The following is a 21,590-nucleotide window of genomic DNA, read 5'->3' as shown; positions in this document are numbered from 1 at the left end:
CCCGACTGTCACCCCACGAAGTCCTCGCTCGTGCCTCGCTCGGTACTGCGCGGGGACCCCGACTCTCACCCCACGAAGTCCTCGCTCGTGCCTCGCTCGGTACTGCGCGGGGACCCCGACTGTCACCCCACGAAGTCCTCGCTCGTGCCTCGACTGGTACGGACGTCGAAGGTCGGCGCCGCGTCGAAGGCTGCGCGTCGCAGAGCACGGCGCAGGGCCGCCAGGACCGGGTGGCAGGCCAGCAGCACCAGGACGGCGGTGAGCACGCCGCGTGGCAGGTCCCAACCCAGTGAGGTCAGGCCGTAGAACACCGCGTAGTGCTGCAGCTGTGTCGCCAGCGAGGCTGTCGCCGCAAAGCCTGCTCCGGATGGCGCCGAGGAGCCGAGAAAGGGCCAGAACCACAGGTTCATGATGGCGCCATAGGCGAGTCCGGCGACCAGTCCGTAGGCGGTGAGCATCCAGCGCTCGAGTCGGGGCCGGACCGCGGGCAGCATCGCCGCACCCATACCCACCCACCCCGCGGCGAACATCTGGAACGGCAACCACGGTCCGACTCCGCTGGTCAGGAAGGCTCCGGTGGTGATGGCGAAGGCGCCGAGCAGGAAGCCACCGGCGCGGCCGAGGACCCGCCCACCAAGGACGAGGAGAAAGAACAATGGCTCGAGGCCGGCAGTTCCTGCCGACAGCACGCGCAACGCGCCACCCATGGCCGCGAGCACCCCGAGCACGGCAACCGACTTTGCGTCCATCGTGCCGCCGGACAGCTGTGCCACCAGCACCAGGCACAGCAGACCGACCAGCACCGGAAAGAGCCACGGGGCGTCGTTCGAGGTGGCGAGCGTCGACTCGGACGACACAAAGAACGGCCAGGTGAAGCTGAGGAACCCGACGATGGTCATCAGGGTCATCGTGACGGTCGACGACCACCGCCAGACGAGCAGCTCGTCCCTGCGGCGAGGGCTCATCGTGCATCCCGTGCAGCGAGCACGTCGTGCACAGTGAGGTAGCTGCGTGGGTGCATCACCTTTGCCACCTGCGGCGCGAACGACGGTGAGTCGCAGAGGATCTCGCGTGCCGGACCTGCGCCGATGACGTCACCGTCCGCGAGCAGCAGCACATCGTCGGCAACTTCCGCGGCGATCTCGACGTCGTGTGTGGCCATGAGCACCGTCACCCCGCGTGCGGCACGCGCGCGCAGCAGGTCCGCCAGCCGCCGTTTCGCGCCGTAGTCCAGTCCCCGGGTCGGCTCGTCGAGCAGCAGCACCTTCGGGTCTCCGGCAAGGATGACCGACAGCGCGAGCAGCATGCGTTGACCCTCGGACAGGTCGCGGGGGTGCCGGGTCGGGTCCAGGGCGGCGAGCGAGGAGAGGATGCCCGCCGCGGTGCCGGGGGTGGCGTCGAAGTCGCGGTCTGCGCTGCGGCACTCGGCCTCCACCGAGTCGCTGTAGAGCAGACTCCCGGCGTCCTGCGGCACCATGCCCACAACGCCGATCAGATCCCGTGGGCGGCTGGTCCGAGGATCCAGTCCGCACACGTCGACCGATCCGGAGTGCGAGCGGACGAGGCCGCAGAGCACGCCGAGCAGAGTCGACTTGCCCGATCCGTTGCGTCCCATCAGCGCCGTCACCCGGCCGCCGGCCACCGCGAGATCGATCTCGTGCAGCACGGGACGCGCGCTGCGGCGCACATACAGCCGCTTCACCCGAATCGTCGCCTCGCCGCCTGGAACCGGCGGCTGCGGACGGTCCGGCAGGGTGCGTCGCAGATCCGTCGCGTGTCGGCGCGCGTCACGGATGGACAGGGGCAGCGGCGACCAGCCGAGCTCCCGGCCCAGCTCCACCACGGGTGGCACGCTGAGCGCCCGTTGCATCGCATCGGAGGGCGCCAGCGGTTCGGTGGCGCGGCCGGCCTCGACCAGGATCACGCTGTCCGCGTGATGGATGGTGCGCTCGAGCCGGTGCTCGGCCAGCACCACGGTGACGCCGAGATCGTGCACCAGGCGGTCGAGAGACGCCAGTACGTCCTCTGCCGACACCGGGTCCAGCGCCGAGGTCGGCTCATCCAGCACGAGAGTGCGGGGTCCGGAGGCCAGCACCGCGGCGACCGCCACCCGCTGCTGCTGGCCGCCACTCAGCTCTCGTAGCGGTCGGGTTCGCAGATCGGCCAACCCCATCAGGTCGAGCACCTCTTCGACCCGTCGGCGCATGGCGGTCTGACCGACCGCAAGAGTCTCCATGCCGTAGGCGATTTCCTCCTCGACGCTCTCGGTGACGAAACCCGACAGCGGATCCTGGCCGACGAAGCCCACGAGCTCGGCGAGGTCCCGCGGCCGGTGGTCGCGGGTGTCGCGCCCGTCGATCAGCACCCGTCCGGCGAGCGTGCCCCCACTGAAGTGGGGGACGAGCCCGTTCAGGCAGCGCAGCAGCGTCGTCTTGCCGCTGCCGGTCGGGCCGACCAGCAGCACCAGTTCGCCCTCGTCGATGGTCAGGTCTGGGCAGCTGATCGCCGGCCGGCTTGCACCGGCATACGTGATCGACAGTGCCGTGAGGTGAATCATGCTTTGGACCGTGACAGTTCGGGATCCCGGCGCAGCGACGAGATCGGTGGCCCTTGCTCCGGGTCGGTCGGTGGCCGCAGCCGGCGTCGGTCTTCGCGCTCGGCTCGACGGGGAGTCCGCGGCGCCAGCACAGCGGGGACCGCGGCGACCAGAAGGGCAAGGGCGATGGCGACCGAGACATGGGGGAGTGTCGCAGGCACCTGGGCGGGCACGATCCCCGACCATCCCCGGCGCAGACCCACCGAGACCACGGCCAGGGGCACAACACCGGAGAGTACGACGAGCGTCTCAGGCAGGCCCCAGGGATCGCGTCGGTAAGGCGTGCGCTGGTCACGACGGGCACCGGTCATGAGGGCCATGGCGGCAATCACCAGACCGCCGACCAGGACGGGTAGCCCCAGCGATGCCGGGGTGGGTCCACCGAGCAGGCCGAAGAGACCCACGAGCACACCCGCAAGCCCGATGATGGTCAGGGCGGTGGCTCGGCGGCGTGCGGAACGGTCGAGGGTAACGCGGCCGTAGCCGCGCGATTCCATCGATGCGGCCAGCGAGATGGAGCGCTCCAGCGAGTTCTCCAGCACCGGGACGACCAGTGCTGCCAGCTCCCGCAGGCCTCGGCCGCTGTGGCCGCGCAGCCGCCGGGCGCGGCGCACCGATGCGGCGTCCTCGGCGAGCTGCGGCACATAGGTCATGGCGACCACGATTGCCGTCCCGGCGTCATACAGGGTCGCGGGCACATAGCGCAGCAGCCGGCGCGGATCAGCCAGCGCATTGCAGCCGCCGACGCACAGCAGCACGGCGGCCAGCTGCAGACCCGTGTAGAGGGCGTCGAGCAGTCCGGCGAGCATCACCGGACCACCGAGCTGCACGCCGGCCATCCAGTGCGGCAGGGGCACCTCTGGCAGGGTCACCAGAGTGATGCGTCCACCGACGGAGGACCCGAGCAGGACCATCATGGCGACACGCACCACCACGGCCAGCAGCGCGATGCCGATGAACAGACCGAGCGCGTTTCTGGTCCCGACTTCCTTGCGCTGCAACACGACACAGCCGACAATCGCGCAGATCAGCAGCAGCAGGAACGGGTTGGTCATGCGGGTGGCGCTCGCCGCGAGCAGCAGACCCCAGATCCACCATGCCACCGGGTGCAGGAGGCGCGGGCGAGACAGGAGATCTGCTGCTGTGGTCACGCGGGGGTCAGTCCTCCAGCGCCGCGCGGCGCCTGCGAAGCACGAGCAGGAGCACAAGAACGATGAGGATGATGACGACGATTGCGACGACCCAGCCGGTCACAGCCCCGCTGCTGCTCGAGGCGGCCGGGCTGGTGGACGCCGTCGCCCTCGGGCTGGCCGAGGCGGCAGCGGCCACCTTGATCGCCACCGCGGTGTCGGGTGCCTGCTGGGCAGCGGTGACCTTCTTGATCTCACCACCACATCCGGACGCCGGCCAGTTGCTGATACCGCAGACCAAACCCTTGGCGTTGCGCACCGACGTCACGTCGGCGAGCACGTCGGCGCCGGTCGCCGCGGTGGGCACCTGCGCGCACTTCGCGATGGGTGACGGGGGGGTGCCGGTGCTCGCGTCTGCGGCGCGCCCGTAGTCGATCACCACGGCGACCCTCTTGTCACCGGACTTGGCCGGGGTACCGGCGCAGACCTTCGCGAAGGTCACGACGCCACGGGGGTGCCGAGCGGAGGTGCCGGAGATCGACCAGCGCCAGCCCTCGATGGAACCGTCAGCCGGGTGGGTGTCTGCGGGGCCCTTCTGCGAGAAGGTCCAGGTGCTGCCCTTCAGGGACCAGTAGCCCCAGTACTGATAGGTCGCAGCGTGCGCGGACGACATGGGCAAGACGATCATGAGCAGGGCCAGGACGAGACCGACGCCGGTCAGTCGGCCGGAGTGGGGGCTGAACGTGCGCTGCATATGTGCCTTTCCTGGCGAACCGGGACCGGGCCAGCACGGACAAGACGCTCGCACGGCTCCAGTCCGCGAGCCACGACGGAATGAGGAAGCCTCGACCACAGTTCAGGTGCTCCGGCTTCGAGCGGTGCTCGTCACGGTTGCGGGTCAGCGCCGGAGTTGCACCGGCTTCCCCTGGAAATGGGTCAGATAACGCCTAAAGATCCCACTCCCGAGATCTATCTGTCAAAGTGTGCCCACCCCAGCAGTTCGGGTGGCAGGCTGGCTGCATGTTGAGCACAATGCAGCCGACGCCGCTGCTGATCTCCACACTGCTTCGGTATGGCACCACGGCCCACGGTCGGAGCGAGGTCGTGACGTGGACCGCCGACGGGGCGCGCCGGACCACGTACGCGCAGGTGGGGGAGCAGGCCGCGCAGCTCGCCCACGCCCTGCGGGACCTCGGGATCACCGGGGATCAGCGGGTGGGCACCTTCATGTGGAACAACGCCGAGCACCTCGCGACCTATCTCGCCGTGCCGTCGATGGGTGCCGTCCTGCACGCCCTCAACATCAGGTTGTTCCCCGAACAGCTGGTCTATGTCACGCGACACGGGGGCAGCGAGGTCGTGATCGTCGACAACACGCTGGCCGAGCCGTTCTCCCAGCTCCTGGAGCAGCTGCCCGCGGTGCGCCAGGTCATTGTCAATGGGCCGGTTGAGGCTGCGGTGCTCGAGGCGCTGCGGCGCCCCGCTCACGTACGGCAGGTCCACGACTACGCCCAGCTGCTGAAGGGGCGCCCAACCACGTTCGACTGGGTGGACGATCTCGACGACAACGATGCGGCCTCGATGTGCTACACCTCGGGCACGACCGGCAACCCGAAGGGTGTCGCCTACTCGCACCGGAGCAACTATCTGCATGCGATGGCGGCGGTCGCGACGTTGGGGTCCACCCAGGCCGACCGGCTGCTCGTCGTCGTGCCGATGTTTCACGCGAACGCCTGGGGCTACCCCTACGCCGCCATGGTGTCCGGTTCCACGCTGGTCATGCCTGATCGGTTCCTGCAGCCGGAGCCGCTCGCAACGATGATCGAGACCGAGAAGGTGACCGGCGGCGCCGGCGTGCCGACGATCTGGAACGGCTTGTTGCAGTATCTGGACCAGAACCCGCATGATGTGTCTTCCTGCCGGATGCTCATGGTCGGTGGGTCCGCTCCGGCCCCGTCGATGATGCGTGCATACCAGGAGCGGTACGGCATCGAGATCATTCAGGGCTGGGGCATGACCGAGACCTCACCCATCGGCAGCCTGGCGTTCGCCCCGGCGGCCGCGGAGCCGGGATCCGACGACTACTGGTCGTATCGCACGTCGCAGGGCCGCCTGGTGTGCGGTGTCGAGGGCAGGGTGATCGGACCGGACGGCACTGAGCAACCTCGCGACGGGCAGCGCGTTGGTGAGATCGAGGTGCGTGGCCCGTGGATCACCGCCTCGTACTACTCCAACGGTGAAGAGTCTGAGGCCGAGATCTCTGCCATGGCAGAGAAGTTCGATGATGGATGGTTGCGGACCGGGGATGTCGGATCGCTCACTGAGGACGGCTTCCTGCACCTGACCGACCGCGCAAAAGACGTGATCAAGTCCGGCGGCGAGTGGATCAGCTCGGTCGATCTGGAGAATGCCATCATGGGCCACCCCGACGTGCTCGAGGCGTCGGTCGTCGGCATACCCGATCCGAAGTGGGACGAGCGGCCACTGGCAACGGTCGTCCTGCGCGCGGGAGCGTCGCCCACTGCCGGAGACCTGCGGGAGTTTTTGGCAGACAAGGTCGCCCGCTGGCAGATCCCCGAGCAGTGGGCCTTCATCGACGAGGTGCCGAAGACCAGCGTCGGCAAGTTCGACAAGAAGCGGTTGCGGCAGCGCTATGCCGAGGGCGACCTCTCGGTGCTGCGGGCCGACTGATCACGGACTGCAGGGGCGCCGGTTAGAGGCGACCACCCGACGTGCCGGTTACAGACGACCTGATTTGACCACTCGGCTGAGGAACTGCTGGGTGCGCTCTTCGCGCGGCTCCTCGAAGATCTGCTGTGCAGAGCCGTGCTCGCAGATGGCGCCCTGGTCCAGGAAGCAGACCTGACTGGACACTTCCTTCGCAAAGCCCATCTCGTGGGTGGCGAGCATCATGGTGAGTCCTTCGTGCGCGAGCTCGCGCACGATCTCCAGGACATCGCCGACGAGCTCGGGGTCGAGAGCGGCAGTGATCTCGTCGAGGAGCATCACCCGCGGTTCCATGGCGAGTGCTCGCACGATCGCGACCCGCTGCTGCTGCCCGCCGGAGAGGCTGTCGGGGAAGGCCTTGGCTTTGATCCCCATCCCCACCGACTCCAGCAGGACCATCGCCTTTTCCTGCGCCTCCCTCTTGCTCACGCCGCCCACCCTGATCGGGGCCAGCGTGACGTTGTCCATTACTGACATGTGCGGGAACAGGTTGTAGGACTGGAATACGATGCCGACGTCGCGTCGGAGCCTGTTGAGATCGACGCCGGCTCCGGTGACCGTGTCGCCATCGATGTGGATCTCACCGGAATTGACCTGTTCGAGCTGGTTGACACAGCGCAGCAGGGTGGATTTGCCTGAGCCCGACGCGCCGATGAGGCAGACCACCTCGTGACGTTCCACGGTGAGGGAGACGCCCTTCAGCACTTCGTTGTGACCGAACGACTTGTGTACGTCGCTGATTTCCAGGAATGACATTGCTCTAGCCTCCCGCCCGTTTCGACGCATCCCGGTTGATCAGGTAGTCGACGAAGCGGGCCTGCGGGATGGTGATGATGATGAAGAAGAATGCGGCCAAGGTCACGGGTGACAGGTTGAACAGCTTGGCCTGCCAGATGGTCGCTGTGAGAAGCGCCTCGCCGATGGCGGCGATCGACAGCAACGCCGTGTCCTTCTGCAGGCTGATGAAGTCATTGAGCAACGGCGGGATGACCCGCCGGACGGCCTGTGGCACGAGGACCGTTCGTAGCGTCTGGAAGTAGCTCAGACCAAGGGATCGTGCCGCTGCGGTTTGGCTCGGGTGGATCGACTGCAGTCCGGCGCGGTAGACCTCGGCGACATAGGCGGAGTAGGTCAGGGTCAGTGCCAGAACGCCGAGCAAGGTCGGGGAGATCTTGGTCAGGCCCGGCGCCGCAAGCGGCACGCCGAAGACGATCAGATAGATCACGACGATCGCGGGCACGGCCCGGAAGACGTCGCAGTAGACGATCGCGATCCTGCGTAGTGGTGCACCGGCCCGGCCGGGAAGCATCCGCATGACCGCCAGCAGCAGCCCGAAGATCAGCACGAGCACCTGCGCGATCAAGGCCACCCAGATATTGATCCAGAAGGCCGGGAGCATCTGGCTGAACGACTGACGCCAGGCGCTCGAGCTGAAGAACGTGTGGGCGATCCCGTTGCCGTGAGCGGAGTTGGCCAGCACCATCAGCAGGAGGAGAGCGACGACCACAGACGCGACCGCATAGCCCATGCCGATCTGTGCATCCTCACGGCCACGGGCAGCAGACCGCCGGGCGGCCACCAGCTTTCCGTCTTGGAGCAGCCGAGCTCGCTCCCGCCCGGCTCCAATCGAGCGCAACGTCGGCCAGAGTGGGTAGAGGGTGAGCAGCACCAGCACGACCCCGATGATTGTCGAGACAACACCGTGGTGGTTGAAGTTCCGCAGCTCCACTGCAGCCAGGACCATCAGTGCTATGCCGATGACGGACGCCACCACGGCGGCCACCGTCAAGGGCAGGACGGGCTGCGGCGGGCTCGGTGCGGGGCTGGGCTGAACGTCGCTTCTGATCAGGCTCGAGGAGCTCATCGTGGGCCCCTACTTCGTGCGGGGCGCCTGGGGCTCACTGCAGCTGCCAGACCGGGACCGCCGAGGGGTCGCCACCAAATGCCGGGCCGAGGTAGGTCTTCGACAGGGTGTTCAGGGTGCCGTCGCTGGAGAGGGTCTTGATTCCCTGGTCGAGTGCCTTCTCGTTGGCGGAGCCCTTCGGGTAGATCGCGCCGTAGTGCTCCCCGGTCTTGTACTGGCCGGCCACCTCGAGCCTCCCGCCGGTGTTCTTCGCCTCGGCCAGCACAATTGCCGTGTCCAGGAATGCGGCGTCCACCTGTCCGGACAGCACGCCCTGGTAGAGGGTCTGCGAGTTCGGGTAGATTTTCGTCGACTTGCACTTGAGCTTGTCCTGGATGAACGGCTGGGACGTGGTGCCTGCGTAGGCCGCGCAGCTCTTGGTCTTGATGTTGGCGGCGGTGACCCCGGCGCCCTTCTTGGTCAGCACCCCGATGTTGGAGTCGAAGTAGGGCGTCGAGAAGTCCACCACCTTGGCGCGCTCCGCGGTGATGGAGATCTCCGCCAGGGCGATGTCGAAAGTATTGGTGTGACCGGCGACCAGTTGGGCGAACGACACGTTCTTGACCGTCACCGACTTCAGTCCGGCCATGTTGGCCAGGTTGGCGGCCATGCAGTACTCGTATCCGCTGTTGATGGAGCTCGCGGTGGTGCCGTTCCACCACCCTGGCGCAGGCAGCGTCGTCTCCACCGTCAGCGTGCCGGAGGAGGCCGGCTTGATCTTGATGGAGTTGGCCTTGCTGGTGACCTTGCAGTTGCCGTAGTGACCGGCGCCGGACCCACCCGAAGACGCGGAGCCGGAGCTGGAACTGGGGCTTGAACCCGAACTGCATGCGGCGAGCGAGGCAGCAACTGCGACCGCACTGGCGATGCTGAGGGTACGTTTGAATGCCATGACGTGGAATTCCTTCCGGCAGCGGAAAAGCCAAGCGGCTTGGGAGAACAGTGGCTTGGTTCGTGGGTGGAGTCAAGGATATTGGCCACGAGTCGCACGCGTGTTGAGTTCGGCGGTATTGACCGACAAACCGTTATGCCGACGGTGATCTGCGGGCGTTGAGACGTCTGCTCCGTCCGTCGCGGAAATTCAACCCTGTGTTGCGCGGCTGTCTTCTCGCAGATGTAGCAGCGTCGGGCGGTCCGCGGTGAATGCTTCCTGGACGGCCGCGGTGAGCTCGGTGGGCGATTCGAGTGAGCGACCCCGGCATCCCATGGCACGCGCCGCCGCCGGGAAGTCGATGCCGCCCAGTCGAACTGAGTGGACCGGGTCGTGGCGGTCGGCCATCTCATTGCGGATCTCGCCGTATCCGCCGTTGTCCACCACCACGACGGGCAGCGAGAGTCCGAGTGCGGCGGCGGTGGCCAGCTCGGGCAACGTGAACATCGCGCCGCCGTCGCCGAGCAGCGCGATGACCCGCGGCCGCTTCGGCGCCAGTGACGCTCCGATCGCCGCCGGTAGGCCATAGCCGAGCGTCCCTCCGCCCGTCGGGTAGAGGAAGCCCGCCGGCCGGTGGACGCGTACGCCGGTCAGTGCCCCGTAGTAGCAGGCCATGGTGCTGTCACCCGCGACCACGGTGCCTTCGTCGACGACCGGTGACAGCGCATCGACCAGTGCCTCCCACGGCGCACCCTCGGCGGCAGCATCGGCGGCGAGTCCCTGCCGTGCCGCCTCCGCTCGCACGAGGGAGTCACCGGCGGCACCTTCGCGCCCGCCGAGAGCGTGCAGCAGCTGGCCGAGCACGATCGGGGCATCCCCGACGAGACGGACTGCCGGATCGGCATTCGTGATCATCGAGGTGCAGTCGACATCGATGCGAATAAGCCTGTCGTCCAGGTGGATCGGTCCATTCCACAGGTCCGATGGTGCAAGCTCGGTCCCAATTGCCAGCACCGTGTCAGCGTCGTCGAGCAGGGCGCGAGCCGACGGGTGATGCAGGCCGGCGCCGACACACAGCGCATGACTTTCGTCGAGCGTGCCTTTGCCATTGGCCGTCGTGAGGACCGGTGCATTCAGCCGCTCGGCAACCCCCCGGATCTGCTGGACGGCAGTTCGGGCGCCACCGCCGACGATCATCACCGGACGGCGCGCCGATCGCAGGCGGTCAGTGGCAGCCTCCACGGCGTCGTCGCGTGCTGCGGAGGCGGCGGGCTCAACGGGGGTCACATGACGCACCGCCGCCGTGGCCTCCAGCAGGTCGAGCGGAACTTCGAGATGCACCGGTCGCGGTCGCCCGGTGCGCATCGCGGCGAAGGCGTAGGCGACCGCCGCCGGGATCTCCTCGACGCTGGTGACGCGATGACTGTACGCAACCACCGCGTCGAGGGCCGCGTGCTGGTCCTTGACCTCGTGCAGGTAGCCGTTGCCGCGTCCGGGGTGGGTGAGCGGCATGCCCGGGGAGATGAACAGCACCGGCACCGAGTCAGACCACGCCTGTGCTGCGGCCGCCAGGGCATTGAGGATGGCCGGGCCGGTGGTGGTGAGGCAGACGCCCGGTTGGCCGGAGACCCGGGCGTATCCGTCGGCGGCGTAGCCCGCGCCCTGTTCGTGCCGGGTGAGCACCAGGTGGATCGGCGAGGCCGCGAGCGCGGAGAACACGGACAGGTTGTGCGTGCCGGGTATCCCGAAGACGGTGTGCACGCCGTGAGCTTCGAGCGCGGCGACGAGTGTGGCTCCGCCGGTGAGTGATGGCATCAAAGTCCTCCAGAGGTGGATTGCCAGGGGCTGTGGGCTAGGTCAGGTGGCGGGCGATCACCAGGCGCATGATGTCGGAGGTGCCTTCCTCGATCTCCTCCAGCGTCACGTCCCGCATCCACTGCTCGACCGGGTATTCACGCGAGTAGCCCCAGCCGCCAAGGGTCTGCACCGCGGCGTGGGTCACGAAGGCAGCGGTCTCCGATGCAGTGAGCTTGGCCATGGCGGCGAGGCCCGTTGCGCTGCCCCCCTCGTCGATCACCCGCGCCGCGCGATGCACCAGCAGCCGCGCGGACTCGATCCGGGTCGCCATGTCGGCAAGCCGAAACGCGACAGCCTGGTGCTCGATGATCCGGACGCCGAACTGCGTGCGGGTCCTGGCGTAGTCGAGTGCATACTCGTAGGCCGCGCGCGCGGCACCGAGCGCGGCCGCACCGAGGACCACGCGGGAGATGTCGAACGTGCCCATCAGGCCGTAGAAACCCTCGCCCTCCTCGCCGAGCCGATCGGCGTCCGGCACGAACACGTGATCCAGGAAGATCTCACGGCACACGATGGCGCGCTGGCCCATCTTGCGCATCGGTTCACCGAAGGACATCCCAGGGGTGCCGTTCTTGACCACGAACGCGGTGACGCCCGCCGAACGCTTGGTCTTGTCCGTCTTGGCGAAGATGACGTAGAGCTCGGCGGCACCGGCATTCGAGATCCACGACTTCTGGCCGTCCAGATGGTACCCGCCGTCCACACGGGTGGCCGTGGTGACGATGGAGGCGGCATCCGAGCCTGCGCCGGGCTCGGTGGTCGCCAGCGCGGTCAGCGGCGCGTCCGGTCCCGTGAGGGGAGTCAGCCAGCGCCTCTTTTGGGCCTCGGTTCCGAGGACCATGATCGGGTCGGCGAAGAATCCGCCCGAGCAGATCAGGTTGCCGATGCCGGGGTCGCCCCAGCACAGCTCTTCCTGGACCAGACACTGGGTGAAGACATCGGTGAACCCGCCGCCGCCGTAGGTCTCGGGGATCATGAAGTCCGTGATGCCGACCGCCGCGGCCTTGGCGAAGATGTCGACCGGGATGACGATGTCGGCCTCATCGACCTCTCGCCCGCGGGGCCGGATCTCGTTCTCGGCAAACGTCTTGCAGAGCTTCACGACCTCCATCTGCTCATCGGTCAATGGCCACGCTGTGCAGCTCATCTCGTGGTCTCCTTCGGTCTCGGCACGATGTGATGGGTGTGATCTACGGTGTCGCACGCTTCGGCGTCCGGCGGATCCCGTGTCGGAATGACGAGTGCATCAACGGCGACCGCGCCACGAACTCCGACGCGGACCGGATTGAGCTCGACCTCGGCGATACGCGGATGTGCAACAACCAGCTGGGAGATGGCGACGACAAGGTCGGCAAGGGCTGCGCCGTCCAGGGATGGGCGATGGCGCCAGCCAGCCAGCAGGGGAGCGCACTCCAGGCGTCCGATCATGGTCGCCGCGGTGCGGCCGGACACCGGGGCGCGCTCGATGGCGACGTCGTGCCACAGTTCGCTCTCGGTGCCACCGCGGCCCACCACCACGACCGATCCGAGGTCCGGATCTCGCCGGGCGCCGACGAGCATCTCGACGCATCCCGGTCTGGTGTCCTGTTCCTCCACGACGTAGTCTCCGTCGCCCAGGCGGGCCCGCATCCTCTCGAACGCGGCAGCCAACGACTGCCCATCGGCCAGATCGAGCTGAACTGCCTCGACCTCGCTCTTGTGGTCGATCCAGCCGGCCTTGAGGACAAAGGGTGCGGTGAGCACGCGCGCGGCCTCCCGCGCGTCGTCGGCGCTTCGAACGCGGTGCGCAGCAGGAAGTGTCACGCCTGCCGCGCGGAGCAGCGCACGAGCCGCCCAGTATCCAGGCTGTAATCGGCCGGCACCGGGCAATGTCTGCGCATGGTGCGCCGGCGGGGGCTCCAAGCTGAGGGATGCGAGCCCGCGAACCAGGTTGACAGCATCCTGAATGCTGTCAACTGTCGGAACGCCTTGACACCAAAGGGAATTCACCACCGAGCTGCGAGCGGACATCGAGTGGACGACGACGGTCTTGTCATGGGTACGCGCGATGGTGGCCATGCGCTTCGCCACCTGGAGCTCGTCGTCCAGGCGGGCGGGGGTGTCCTCGCCGTAGCGGCCGAAATAGCCGGTGACGACGGTCGCGTCGATGCCGGGGTCGTTCAGGACGTGGTCGATGACGCGTGCGTAGGCGGTGAGATCCGCCTCTCCGGCGCCCGCGAGGTCGACCGGATTGTGGCGAGCTGCTCCTCGTGGAAGTGCGGACTGCAGACGAGCCGAGGTGCGTTCATCGAGCTCGGGCACCAGTAGTCCTTCGGTGCTTGCGAGGTCTGCGGCGATCCCGCACTGGCCACCGCTGTCCCCGACGATGGCGACGCGACGCCCCGTCCGTGTCCGGACGGCGAGGAAGCCGCGGGCAACGCTCACCAGTTCTCGCGGGGTCTGCACACGCAGCACGCCCGCCGCCCGGCAGGCGGCATCCACCAGGTCGAGGGGTGACGTCAGTGATCCGGTGTGCGACCGAGCGAGACGGACGCTCGCGCCGCTTGCGCCCACGGTCAGCAGCAGGGTCGGCTTTCCCGCGGCGCGCAGCCGCCGTAATACCTCGAAGAGGGCCTCTCCATCGGGGAAGCCCTCGAGGTAGAGGGCAACCGCTCGAGTGGACGGGTGGGCGACGAGACCCTCGAGCAGCTCGATCGCGCGCACATCGCTCTGATTGCCCACCGAGAAGAACCTGGAGATGCCGACGCCGCTGCGCTCACACAGAATCGCCAGCTCCGATCCAAGCTGGCCACTTTGCGTGACGATTGCCAGCGGTCCTGGGGTGAACGTCCCCCACGCCAGGCGGAGATTGCTGTCGGCGTCATACAGTCCGAGGCTGTTCGCGCCGAGGAGGCGGGCCCCGCCGTCGCGGATGCGATCCGCCAGATTCTGCTCGTCCGGAATGCCCGCAGTGACCCCCAGGAATCCGCGGACACCTCGCGCCAGCCCGTCCTCGACGACCGCGCGAACCTGCTGGGCGGGAACGCACAGTGCGACCAGTTCGGGGGGCTCCGGCAGGCTCGCCAGGTCGGCGAAGCATCGCCTGCCGAGCACCGTGCCACCGGATCGATTCACCAGGTGAACGGTGCGCTGATCGTCGCCGTCGAGTGCGCCGGCCGCCAGCCAGTAGCCCCACTTGGCCGGGTTGTTCGAGGCGCCGACGACGGCCACGGAGGACGGCGCGGTGAAGGCGTGCAGGTCGAGCGACGGGGGCAGTCCGCTGGATGGCACGGGAGGCTCCTGGGGGTGCCGGGGTGAATAACTGACTGATCAGTCAGTTACTGGTTCATGGTCGATCCTGGGTGCAGGGATGTCAAGGGTGCGCGCTGCACGGCGCCCAGGTCGCCTACGCTCAAGCTGTGGCGAGACGGCGGAAAGACGCAGGAGTGCGACGTGAGGAGATCCTGCGCGCGACGGCGCACCTGATCGAGGAGCACGGCATTGCGCTGCTGCGGGTGGCCGATGTCGCCGTGGAGCTGGACGTGAGCCCGGCCCTGGTGGTCTACCACTTCCAGACCAAGGACGCGTTGATCGCGGAGGCGCTGACATGGGCGGCGCAACAGGATCTCGACCGCCTCGCGCTTGCGACCGGAGGCGAGGGCTCGTCTCGTGACCGGCTCTTCGCCGCCCTCGCCTGGTATGCGCCGACCGGCAGCGAACGCGGTTGGCGACTCTGGATCGAGAACTGGGCCGCCGGGTTGCGTGAGCCGGCCCTGCGGCAGGTGGGGCGCGAGCTCGACCTGGTGTGGAAGGAGTCGCTGACCGAGATCATCCAGGCCGGCGTCGCCGAGGGTGACTTCGTGACCGCCGATGCCCGCGGCGCCGCGTGGCGGATCACCGCGCTGCTCGATGGCCTCGCGGTGCAGGCGATCGTCCATCGTGGTGTCGTCGGCCGGGAGCAGCTGACCGCCTGGTCGATGCAGGCCGTCGCCGCCGAGCTCGGGCTGGACGCGTCGCTGCTCTCGCCGGGCACTCCTTGACAGGAGCGATGCCAGTACTGCATCGTTGTTCAGTAAAGAATTCGAGGAGGCCCCATGACCGATTCCAGCACCGACACCGGTGAGCAGCGCGCCGCGGCGGCGCCGCATCTGCAGGTCATCTGGACCGATCCGGTCACCGGACGGCAGGGCTTTGTCGTGATCGACCGGCTCGTGCGCGGTGTGTCCAGCGGCGGGCTGCGGATGAGGAGTGGCTGCACGCTCGCGGAGGTGCAGGGGCTGGCCGCGGGCATGACTCGCAAGGAGGCCCTGCACTACGACCCGCGCGGCAAATACGTGCCGCTCGGCGGTGCCAAGGGCGGCATCGACTGCGCCCCGGAGGACCCGGGGGCGCGAGCGATGCTGGTGAGATACCTGGACGCGGTCCGAGCGATCATCGAACGGCACTGGACCACGGGCGAGGACCTCGGTCTGCGACAGGACACCATCGACGAGGCCATCACGGAGATCGGCCTGACCAGTTCGGTTCAGGCGATCTACCCGCTGCTGGACAATCCGGCGCGGGCGCGGCGCAGACTGGCCGACGCGTTCGAGGTGACGGTCGACGAAGTCAGCCTGCCCGAGCTGGTGGGTGGCCTCGGTGTCGCCCAGTCCGCCCTGACGGCGATGGAGCACCGGGGTGTCGTCCCGGGGGAGTCACGCGCGGTGATCCAGGGTTTCGGGTCCATGGGCGGTGCGACCGCCCGCTACCTGGCCGCGGCAGGAGTGACCGTCGTCGGGCTCGCCGACGTGCGCGGCACGGTGTCGAACCCGCGCGGTCTCGACGTGGAGCGCCTCTTGCGCGGCCGCGACCCGTTGGGCGGGATCGACCGCGACCTGCTGGACCCGGCCGATCGGCAGCTGGGAGTCGAGGACTGGCTCGACCTCGACTGTGACGTCCTGGTGCCGGCCGCGACGTCCTACTGCATCACCCCGGCCAACCAGGGTCGGATCCGGGCGGGCCATGTCGTGGAGGCCGCCAACATGCCGACGCTGCCCGAGGCGGAGACGCAGCTGCGGGATCGCGGGGTGGAGGTGATCCCCGACTTCGTGGCGAACTCGGCGACCAATGCCTGGTGGTGGTGGACCCTTTTTGGTGACATCACGGCCGATGCCACAGTGGCACAGGACCACGTGCGCACGGCGATGGACCGGGTGGTCTCGCAGATGCTCGAGCAGGCAGACGCCCAGCAGTCGTCGCCACGAGCGGCCGCACAGATCGTGGTCGACGAGAACCTGGTCGCTATCCAGGAGCGCTTCGCGAGCTGACCGGCGGGACGCCTTAGGCTGCAGTCATGAGCGATGCATGGACCTGGACGTATGAGGACGCCACCGGCAAGCCGGTGCGGGGTGCCGCCACGGTGTCGTCACAGTTTCCGACCCAGGGGGACGCCGAGTCCTGGCTGGGCGAGCAGTGGCGCGAGCTGACGGGCGCCGGAGTGGCGGCGGTGACTCTGCACGAGGCAGGCGCCGTTGTGTACGGCCCGATGAGCCTGTCGGACGGTTCGTAGTCGACTTGGTGGGAGTGCCTATATTTTTGCGCCGCGCTTGACCTGAGGCTTCGGCACCCGTGACATGCGCATCTGGAAGGACCGCATGATCGCGTAGGTTGCGCACCTGCGCGGTGGGTCCTCATGGAAGCGCTCGCGGATCTGCTTCTTGAGCCGGCGCCACAGCAGGAACGAGTCGACGACGCCGACCAGCACGATCACCCAGACGAAGTAGAGCCCGAGGCGCTGCAGCCCGGCGGTCGGCATCAGGGTGAACAGCAGCACGATGAGCATCAGCGGCAGCAGGAACTCGCCGACGTTCCAGCGCGAGTCGACGGCGTTGCGGATATACCTCTTGACCGGTCCGCGGTCGCGGGCGGGCAGGGCACTCTCGTCACCGCGGTTGAAGGCCTCACGCTGCTTCATGCGAGCCTGCCGGGCCTCGTCGCGGGCGCCCTTCTTGGCCTGCTTGCGATCCTCCGGCACGAGCGGACGGCGTCGGGCGGCCTCCTGCTCCTTGCGCTTCGGCGTCGGGTGGCCCTTCCTGCCAGGCGCACCTTGGGTGGACCTGGTCTCGGGCTCAGGGTTGGACGCCTTGTGCGCGTCGGAGTCTTTGCGGCCAAACACGCTCGATACTGTACGTCCTGGGCGACGGGCGCGTGACATCGTGTCGGCCATCGGGCGCTGCGAGACGCCATTCGACTGTCCACGAGCTCGCAGCAGTGGCTACCGTGAGCATTGTGACTACCAAACTCCCTGCCGACCGACGTGCCGCTCTGACCCGACGGGTTGGTGAGCTGATGCCCGAGGTGCGGCGCGACCTGGAGGCCCTTACCCGCATCCCCAGCGTGTCGCTCGACTCCTTCGACCAGACCCAGGTGGATCGCAGCGCCGACGCCGTCGCGGACCTGCTGCGCGCCGAGGGCCTGGACGTCGAGGTGGTGCGAGAAGGTGGACGACCTGCGGTGATCGGTCGGCTGGCCGCGCCCGACGGAGCTCCGACGATCACTCTCTACGCCCACCACGACGTGCAGCCTCCGGGTGATGGCTTGGGCTGGGAGTCCGCCCCGTTCGAGCCGACCGAGCGGGACGGTCGCCTGTACGGGCGGGGCGCCGCCGACGACAAGGCCGGCGTGATGGCCCACGTGGCTGCCCTGCGCGCGCATGATGGTCGCCCGCCGACCGGTGTCAACATCTTCGTCGAGGGGGAGGAAGAGATCGGCTCGGACTCTCTGGCCACCATCTTGGAGCGACACGGACACAAGCTGCGCGCCGATGCCATCGTGCTCGCGGACTCCACGAACTGGGACATCGGCACACCGGCCCTCACCACCACCCTGCGCGGCATGATCCGGGTGGTCGTGACCGTCAGCACCCTTGATCACAGCGTGCACTCCGGAATGTTCGGCGGCCCGGTGCCGGATGCGCTGATGGCTCTGGTGCGACTGCTCGCCTCGCTGCACGACGATGACGGCGGCGTTGCGGTGCAGGGCCTGCGCGGCGGTGAGGCAGCGGAGCTGGACTACTCGCAGGAGCGGCTGCGGCAGGAGTCCGGGCTGCTCGACGGAGTGCAGACCATCGGGACCGGCTCGCTGCTGTCGCGGCAGTGGACCCGGCCGAGCATCACCACCATCGGCATCGACGCGCCGAGTGTCGACACTGCTTCGAACACCCTGGTCCCGTCCGCCCGGGCCAAGGTGTCGATGCGGATCGCTCCCGACGAGGATCCGCACACGGCCTACCAGGCGCTGTTGAACCATCTGTCCCGGCACACGCCCTGGGGCGCGAAGATCGACGTCCATCTGGACGACGAGGGCGCGGGGTTCCAGGCCGATGCGCAGGGACCGATGTATGACGAGGTGCGGGCTGCGTTCGAGGACGCCTGGGAGGGGACCAAGCCGGTCGACATCGGTGTCGGCGGGTCGATTCCGTTCGTTGCAGCCTTCGCCGAGCAGTTCCCGCAGGCGGCGATCTTCGTCACGGGGGTCGAGGACCCCGACACGCGGGCGCACGGTGCGAACGAGAGCTTGCACCTCGGCGAGTTCGAGCGAGTCTGCCTGGCAGAGGCGCTGCTGCTGGAACGGCTCGGAAGGATGAAACCCCGGAAAGTTCTCCACTCGCAGGCTCGCTCCGATACTTTGCGGGGGCCCCGAGATGAGTGACGAGCACCTTACGGATAGGGAAAGCGATTACGTCGCGTCGAGCTACGAGCGCGACACCCGCTACCTCACCTCGCGCATCACCCGTGACGGCGACGAGGGGTGGCCCGTCGAGCCCGGGCGATACCGACTGGTCGTCGCCCGGGCCTGCCCCTGGGCGAACCGCGCGATCATTGTGCGCAGACTGCTCGGCCTCGAAGCTGCCCTCTCGATGGGCATCTGCGGCCCGACCCACGATGCGAACAGCTGGACGTTCGACCTCGACCCCGGTGGTGTCGATCCGGTGCTGCGCATTCCCCGCATCAAGGACGCCTATGAGGCGCGCGAGCTCGGCTACCCGCTGGGCATCACGGTGCCGGCAATCGTGGACGTGCCGAGCGGCAAAGTGGTCACCAACGACTTCGCCCAGATCACCCTCGATCTCAGCACCCAGTGGACCGACTACCACCGCGACGGCGCGCCGGACCTCTACCCGGCGCAGTTGCGGGACGAGATGGACGAGGTGATGCACCGCATCTACACCGAGGTGAACAACGGCGTCTATCGATGTGGGTTCGCGGGCACGCAGGACGCCTACGAGGCTTCGTATGACAGGTTGTTCGTCGCGCTCGACTGGTTGGAGGAGCGGTTGGCCGGCCGGCGCTACCTGGTGGGCGAACACATCACCGAGGCGGACGTGCGACTCTTCACCACGCTGGCCCGGTTCGACGCGGTCTACCACGGCCACTTCAAGTGCAACCGCCAGAAGCTCTCGGAGCTGCCGGTTCTCTGGGCCTACGCGCGAGACCTGTTCCAGACACCGGGGTTTGGCGATACCACCGACTTTGCGCACATCAAGCGGCACTACTACGTCGTGCACAAGGACGTGAACCCTACCGGCATCGTGCCACGGGGACCGGACCTGTCCGGGTGGACCAGGCCACACAGTCGTGAGGAGCTCGGCGGCAGCCCGTTCGGTGAGGGCACGCCACCCGGGCCGCCCAGCGAGGGCGAGCGGGTCAGCCCTGCACACAACCCGGCGATCGACGCGAACGGGATGGTTCGAGCATGAGCACCCCGCTCATCATGGACGTCGACACCGGCGTCGATGACGCCTGTGCCCTCCTGCTGGCGGCTCGGCATCCCGCGCTCGACCTTCGCGCGGTGTCGTGTGTCGGTGGCAACACGGACGTGGACAGCGTTGTCAGCAACACGCTCACCGTGCTGGACGCCGTCGGACGACTGGACATCCCGGTTGGCCGCGGAGCCGGGCGCCCGCTGCTCGAGGCGCCAGTGGACGCACGGCATGTCCACGGTGAGGACGGTATGGGTGACCTGGACTGGCCGCAGTCGGCCCGGACGCCGGACTCTCGCCATTCGGTCGAACTGATGCGCGACGTGCTCCGCGACGCGATGTCACGTGGCGAGCGCGTGACCATTGCACCCACCGCGCCGATGACTAATATCGCGCTGCTTCTGCGCACCTACCCCGATGTTGCCAAGGGGATCTCGCAGATCGTCTTCATGGGCGGGGCGGCGGACACGGGCAATGCCACGGCGTCTGCGGAGTTCAACGTCTTTCACGATCCGGAGGCCACGGCGATCACGCTCGCCGCCGCGGCGGAGCTCGGCATACCCGTCACGATGTACGGGCTCGACGTCTTCTATGACCCCGTCGTGACTCGGCAGCAGGCGGAGGCACTGATCGCCGAGGGCGGGCACGGCAGTGGAGAGCTTGCCGGGCGCCTGATCGCGTTCCAGTGCGACCGGTTCGAGCGGGCGTCGGCGACGATCGGCGATGCGGGCGCGGTCTGCGCCGTCATCGACCCGGAGGGGGTGACCTGCAGCGACCTACCGATGCGGGTAGAGCTCGCCGGCGCCTGGTCGCGCGGCCGCACCATCGTGGACCGGCGTGACTGGTCGGGCGACCATGCCCACGACCCGCATGGCCGATCGGAGAGCATCGTGCGGGTCGCGCTCGACGTGGACGGCCCTCGTTACACCCGCCTCTGGCTGGATACGGTGCGGGGTCACTGACCCCATCCCACCTTGATCGAGCAGCAGTCAGGGGGTTCGGGCGGAGCGCTTGAAGTTGGTCCACCCGGTCCAACCGCGTTCCCGGAGGAGTTCCAGGAAGCGGGGCGCGGCGGGCACCAGTTCGAGGAAGAGTTCGTCGAGCAGCCGCGCGAGGTCGTCGGGCATGTCTTTCGTTGGGTCGGACTTCTCCTGCGAGCGTGCTGGGTAGGCGGCCTCGAGTTGGGCGACGAGTCGGTCACCGATCGCCGGCAGTCGAGGATCGGTCGGCTCCCAGTCGATGGTCTCGGCGAGATCGCGGTACAGCGCCAGGCTCTCGGGGTCGTCGAGTTGCTGTTGTTTCATCGTCATGTACAGCGGCATCCGTTCGGGGAGCTGGGCAGCCACCAGGATCCACGCATCGCGTTCCCCACCGATGAATCGGTCCGTGAAGCCCAGCTCGCGCAGCCGGCCCAGATAGGCGACCGCCTCGGCGGGAAGTGCGAGACTGTCGCCGGCCACGAGACGGACGATGCGTTCTCGATGGCGTTGCCGCTGGCGGATCTCGGCCCGCAACTGGCGGTCGATGTCGTCGACCGCGGCCGCGAACTCCACACCGTCTACGGCAAGGAGCTCGCGGACCCGGGACAGCGGGACACCGGCTTCGGCCAGGGTGCGGATCTTGATGAGATCGGCGACCGCGGTGGCGTCATACCGGCGATACCCGGAGTGGTCGCGCTCCGGCTCGGGAAGCAGTCCCGTGGCGTGGTAGTGCCGGACCGCGCGCACCGTGACGCCGGCATACGCGGCGAGTTGGCCGATGGTCAGCATGACTCTATTGTCCGAGTC

Annotated in this window: 19 protein-coding genes; 7 read left to right on the top strand and 12 right to left on the bottom strand. The window is 68.0% G+C overall.

Features of this window, described 5'->3' with window-relative positions; genetic code table 11:
* Positions 1 to 122 precede the first annotated feature (122 nt).
* From FGL98_RS08205 to FGL98_RS08190, 4 genes are read right to left on the bottom strand one after another with little or no spacing between them, the layout of a single operon-like run.
* Complete coding sequence (locus FGL98_RS08205) at positions 123 to 965, bottom strand: ECF transporter S component (RefSeq protein ID WP_146316268.1); 843 nt, start codon at positions 963 to 965, stop codon at positions 123 to 125.
* On the bottom strand, positions 962 to 2,557 hold the full coding sequence (locus tag FGL98_RS08200; RefSeq protein ID WP_146316267.1) for an ABC transporter ATP-binding protein: 1,596 nt from the start codon (positions 2,555 to 2,557) through the stop codon (positions 962 to 964). The genes FGL98_RS08205 and FGL98_RS08200 overlap by 4 nt, the downstream gene beginning before the upstream one ends.
* Complete coding sequence (locus FGL98_RS08195; protein WP_186526051.1) at positions 2,554 to 3,747, bottom strand: energy-coupling factor transporter transmembrane component T; 1,194 nt, start codon at positions 3,745 to 3,747, stop codon at positions 2,554 to 2,556. Before FGL98_RS08195 ends, FGL98_RS08200 begins: the two co-directional genes overlap by 4 nt.
* A 7-nt stretch (positions 3,748 to 3,754) precedes the next feature.
* Positions 3,755 to 4,480, bottom strand: coding sequence for an SCO2322 family protein (locus tag FGL98_RS08190; protein ID WP_146316266.1), 726 nt, complete (start codon positions 4,478 to 4,480; stop codon positions 3,755 to 3,757).
* A gap of 266 nt (positions 4,481 to 4,746) precedes the next feature.
* Here FGL98_RS08190 and FGL98_RS08185 point away from each other — a divergent pair, with 266 nt between their 5' ends.
* Positions 4,747 to 6,417, top strand: coding sequence for a long-chain fatty acid--CoA ligase (locus tag FGL98_RS08185; protein WP_146316265.1), 1,671 nt, complete (start codon positions 4,747 to 4,749; stop codon positions 6,415 to 6,417).
* Positions 6,418 to 6,465: 48 nt separating this feature from the next.
* Here FGL98_RS08185 and FGL98_RS08180 read toward each other — a convergent pair whose 3' ends face one another.
* The 6 genes from FGL98_RS08180 to FGL98_RS08155 all read right to left on the bottom strand — a co-directional run bounded on the left by FGL98_RS08180 (position 6,466) and on the right by FGL98_RS08155 (position 14,354).
* Entirely contained in the window at positions 6,466 to 7,209 is a 744-nt protein-coding gene (locus tag FGL98_RS08180; protein ID WP_146316264.1) for an amino acid ABC transporter ATP-binding protein, read from the bottom strand.
* A gap of 4 nt (positions 7,210 to 7,213) precedes the next feature.
* Positions 7,214 to 8,317 (bottom strand): amino acid ABC transporter permease, encoded by a 1,104-nt coding sequence (locus FGL98_RS08175; protein WP_146316263.1) that lies wholly within the window; start codon positions 8,315 to 8,317, stop codon positions 7,214 to 7,216.
* A 34-nt stretch (positions 8,318 to 8,351) separates the two neighbouring features.
* Positions 8,352 to 9,248, bottom strand: coding sequence for an ABC transporter substrate-binding protein (locus FGL98_RS08170; RefSeq protein ID WP_146316262.1), 897 nt, complete (start codon positions 9,246 to 9,248; stop codon positions 8,352 to 8,354).
* Between the two features lie 189 nt (positions 9,249 to 9,437).
* Positions 9,438 to 11,042 (bottom strand): thiamine pyrophosphate-binding protein, encoded by a 1,605-nt coding sequence (locus FGL98_RS08165; protein WP_146316261.1) that lies wholly within the window; start codon positions 11,040 to 11,042, stop codon positions 9,438 to 9,440.
* Positions 11,043 to 11,079: 37 nt separating this feature from the next.
* Entirely contained in the window at positions 11,080 to 12,231 is a 1,152-nt protein-coding gene (locus FGL98_RS08160; RefSeq protein WP_146316260.1) for an acyl-CoA dehydrogenase family protein, read from the bottom strand.
* Positions 12,228 to 14,354: an acetate--CoA ligase family protein gene (locus FGL98_RS08155; RefSeq protein WP_146316259.1), complete on the bottom strand. Its 2,127-nt coding sequence runs from the start codon at positions 14,352 to 14,354 to the stop codon at positions 12,228 to 12,230. The genes FGL98_RS08160 and FGL98_RS08155 overlap by 4 nt, the downstream gene beginning before the upstream one ends.
* A gap of 128 nt (positions 14,355 to 14,482) precedes the next feature.
* On the opposite strand from FGL98_RS08155, the gene FGL98_RS08150 reads away from it, so the two are divergent.
* Genes FGL98_RS08150 through FGL98_RS08140 form a run of 3 tightly spaced genes read left to right on the top strand, consistent with a single transcriptional unit; the run spans position 14,483 to position 16,611 of the window.
* Positions 14,483 to 15,103, top strand: coding sequence for a TetR/AcrR family transcriptional regulator (locus FGL98_RS08150; protein WP_146316258.1), 621 nt, complete (start codon positions 14,483 to 14,485; stop codon positions 15,101 to 15,103).
* A gap of 54 nt (positions 15,104 to 15,157) precedes the next feature.
* Positions 15,158 to 16,369, top strand: coding sequence for a Glu/Leu/Phe/Val dehydrogenase dimerization domain-containing protein (locus tag FGL98_RS08145; protein ID WP_146316257.1), 1,212 nt, complete (start codon positions 15,158 to 15,160; stop codon positions 16,367 to 16,369).
* A gap of 26 nt (positions 16,370 to 16,395) precedes the next feature.
* A complete protein-coding gene (locus FGL98_RS08140) occupies positions 16,396 to 16,611 on the top strand; it encodes a hypothetical protein (RefSeq protein ID WP_146316256.1) in 216 nt (71 codons plus the stop codon).
* Positions 16,612 to 16,629: 18 nt separating this feature from the next.
* Here FGL98_RS08140 and FGL98_RS08135 read toward each other — a convergent pair whose 3' ends face one another.
* Positions 16,630 to 17,217: a DUF3043 domain-containing protein gene (locus tag FGL98_RS08135; protein ID WP_246136435.1), complete on the bottom strand. Its 588-nt coding sequence runs from the start codon at positions 17,215 to 17,217 to the stop codon at positions 16,630 to 16,632.
* Positions 17,218 to 17,330: 113 nt separating this feature from the next.
* Here FGL98_RS08135 and FGL98_RS08130 point away from each other — a divergent pair, with 113 nt between their 5' ends.
* Genes FGL98_RS08130 through FGL98_RS08120 form a run of 3 tightly spaced genes read left to right on the top strand, consistent with a single transcriptional unit; the run spans position 17,331 to position 20,765 of the window.
* On the top strand, positions 17,331 to 18,752 hold the full coding sequence (locus FGL98_RS08130; RefSeq protein WP_281289160.1) for a dipeptidase: 1,422 nt from the start codon (positions 17,331 to 17,333) through the stop codon (positions 18,750 to 18,752).
* On the top strand, positions 18,745 to 19,800 hold the full coding sequence (locus FGL98_RS08125) for a glutathione S-transferase family protein (protein WP_146316255.1): 1,056 nt from the start codon (positions 18,745 to 18,747) through the stop codon (positions 19,798 to 19,800). Before FGL98_RS08130 ends, FGL98_RS08125 begins: the two co-directional genes overlap by 8 nt.
* Positions 19,797 to 20,765, top strand: coding sequence for a nucleoside hydrolase (locus tag FGL98_RS08120; protein WP_146316254.1), 969 nt, complete (start codon positions 19,797 to 19,799; stop codon positions 20,763 to 20,765). The genes FGL98_RS08125 and FGL98_RS08120 overlap by 4 nt, the downstream gene beginning before the upstream one ends.
* A gap of 27 nt (positions 20,766 to 20,792) precedes the next feature.
* On the opposite strand, the gene FGL98_RS08115 is transcribed toward FGL98_RS08120, so the two are convergent.
* Entirely contained in the window at positions 20,793 to 21,572 is a 780-nt protein-coding gene (locus FGL98_RS08115) for a MerR family transcriptional regulator (protein WP_146316253.1), read from the bottom strand.
* Positions 21,573 to 21,590 lie beyond the last annotated feature (18 nt).

The organism is Leekyejoonella antrihumi (assembly GCF_007845645.1).
In the GTDB taxonomy this organism is placed as follows: Bacteria; Actinomycetota; Actinomycetes; order Actinomycetales; family Dermatophilaceae; genus Leekyejoonella; species Leekyejoonella antrihumi.
This window is presented reverse-complemented; position numbering and strand designations above follow the sequence as displayed.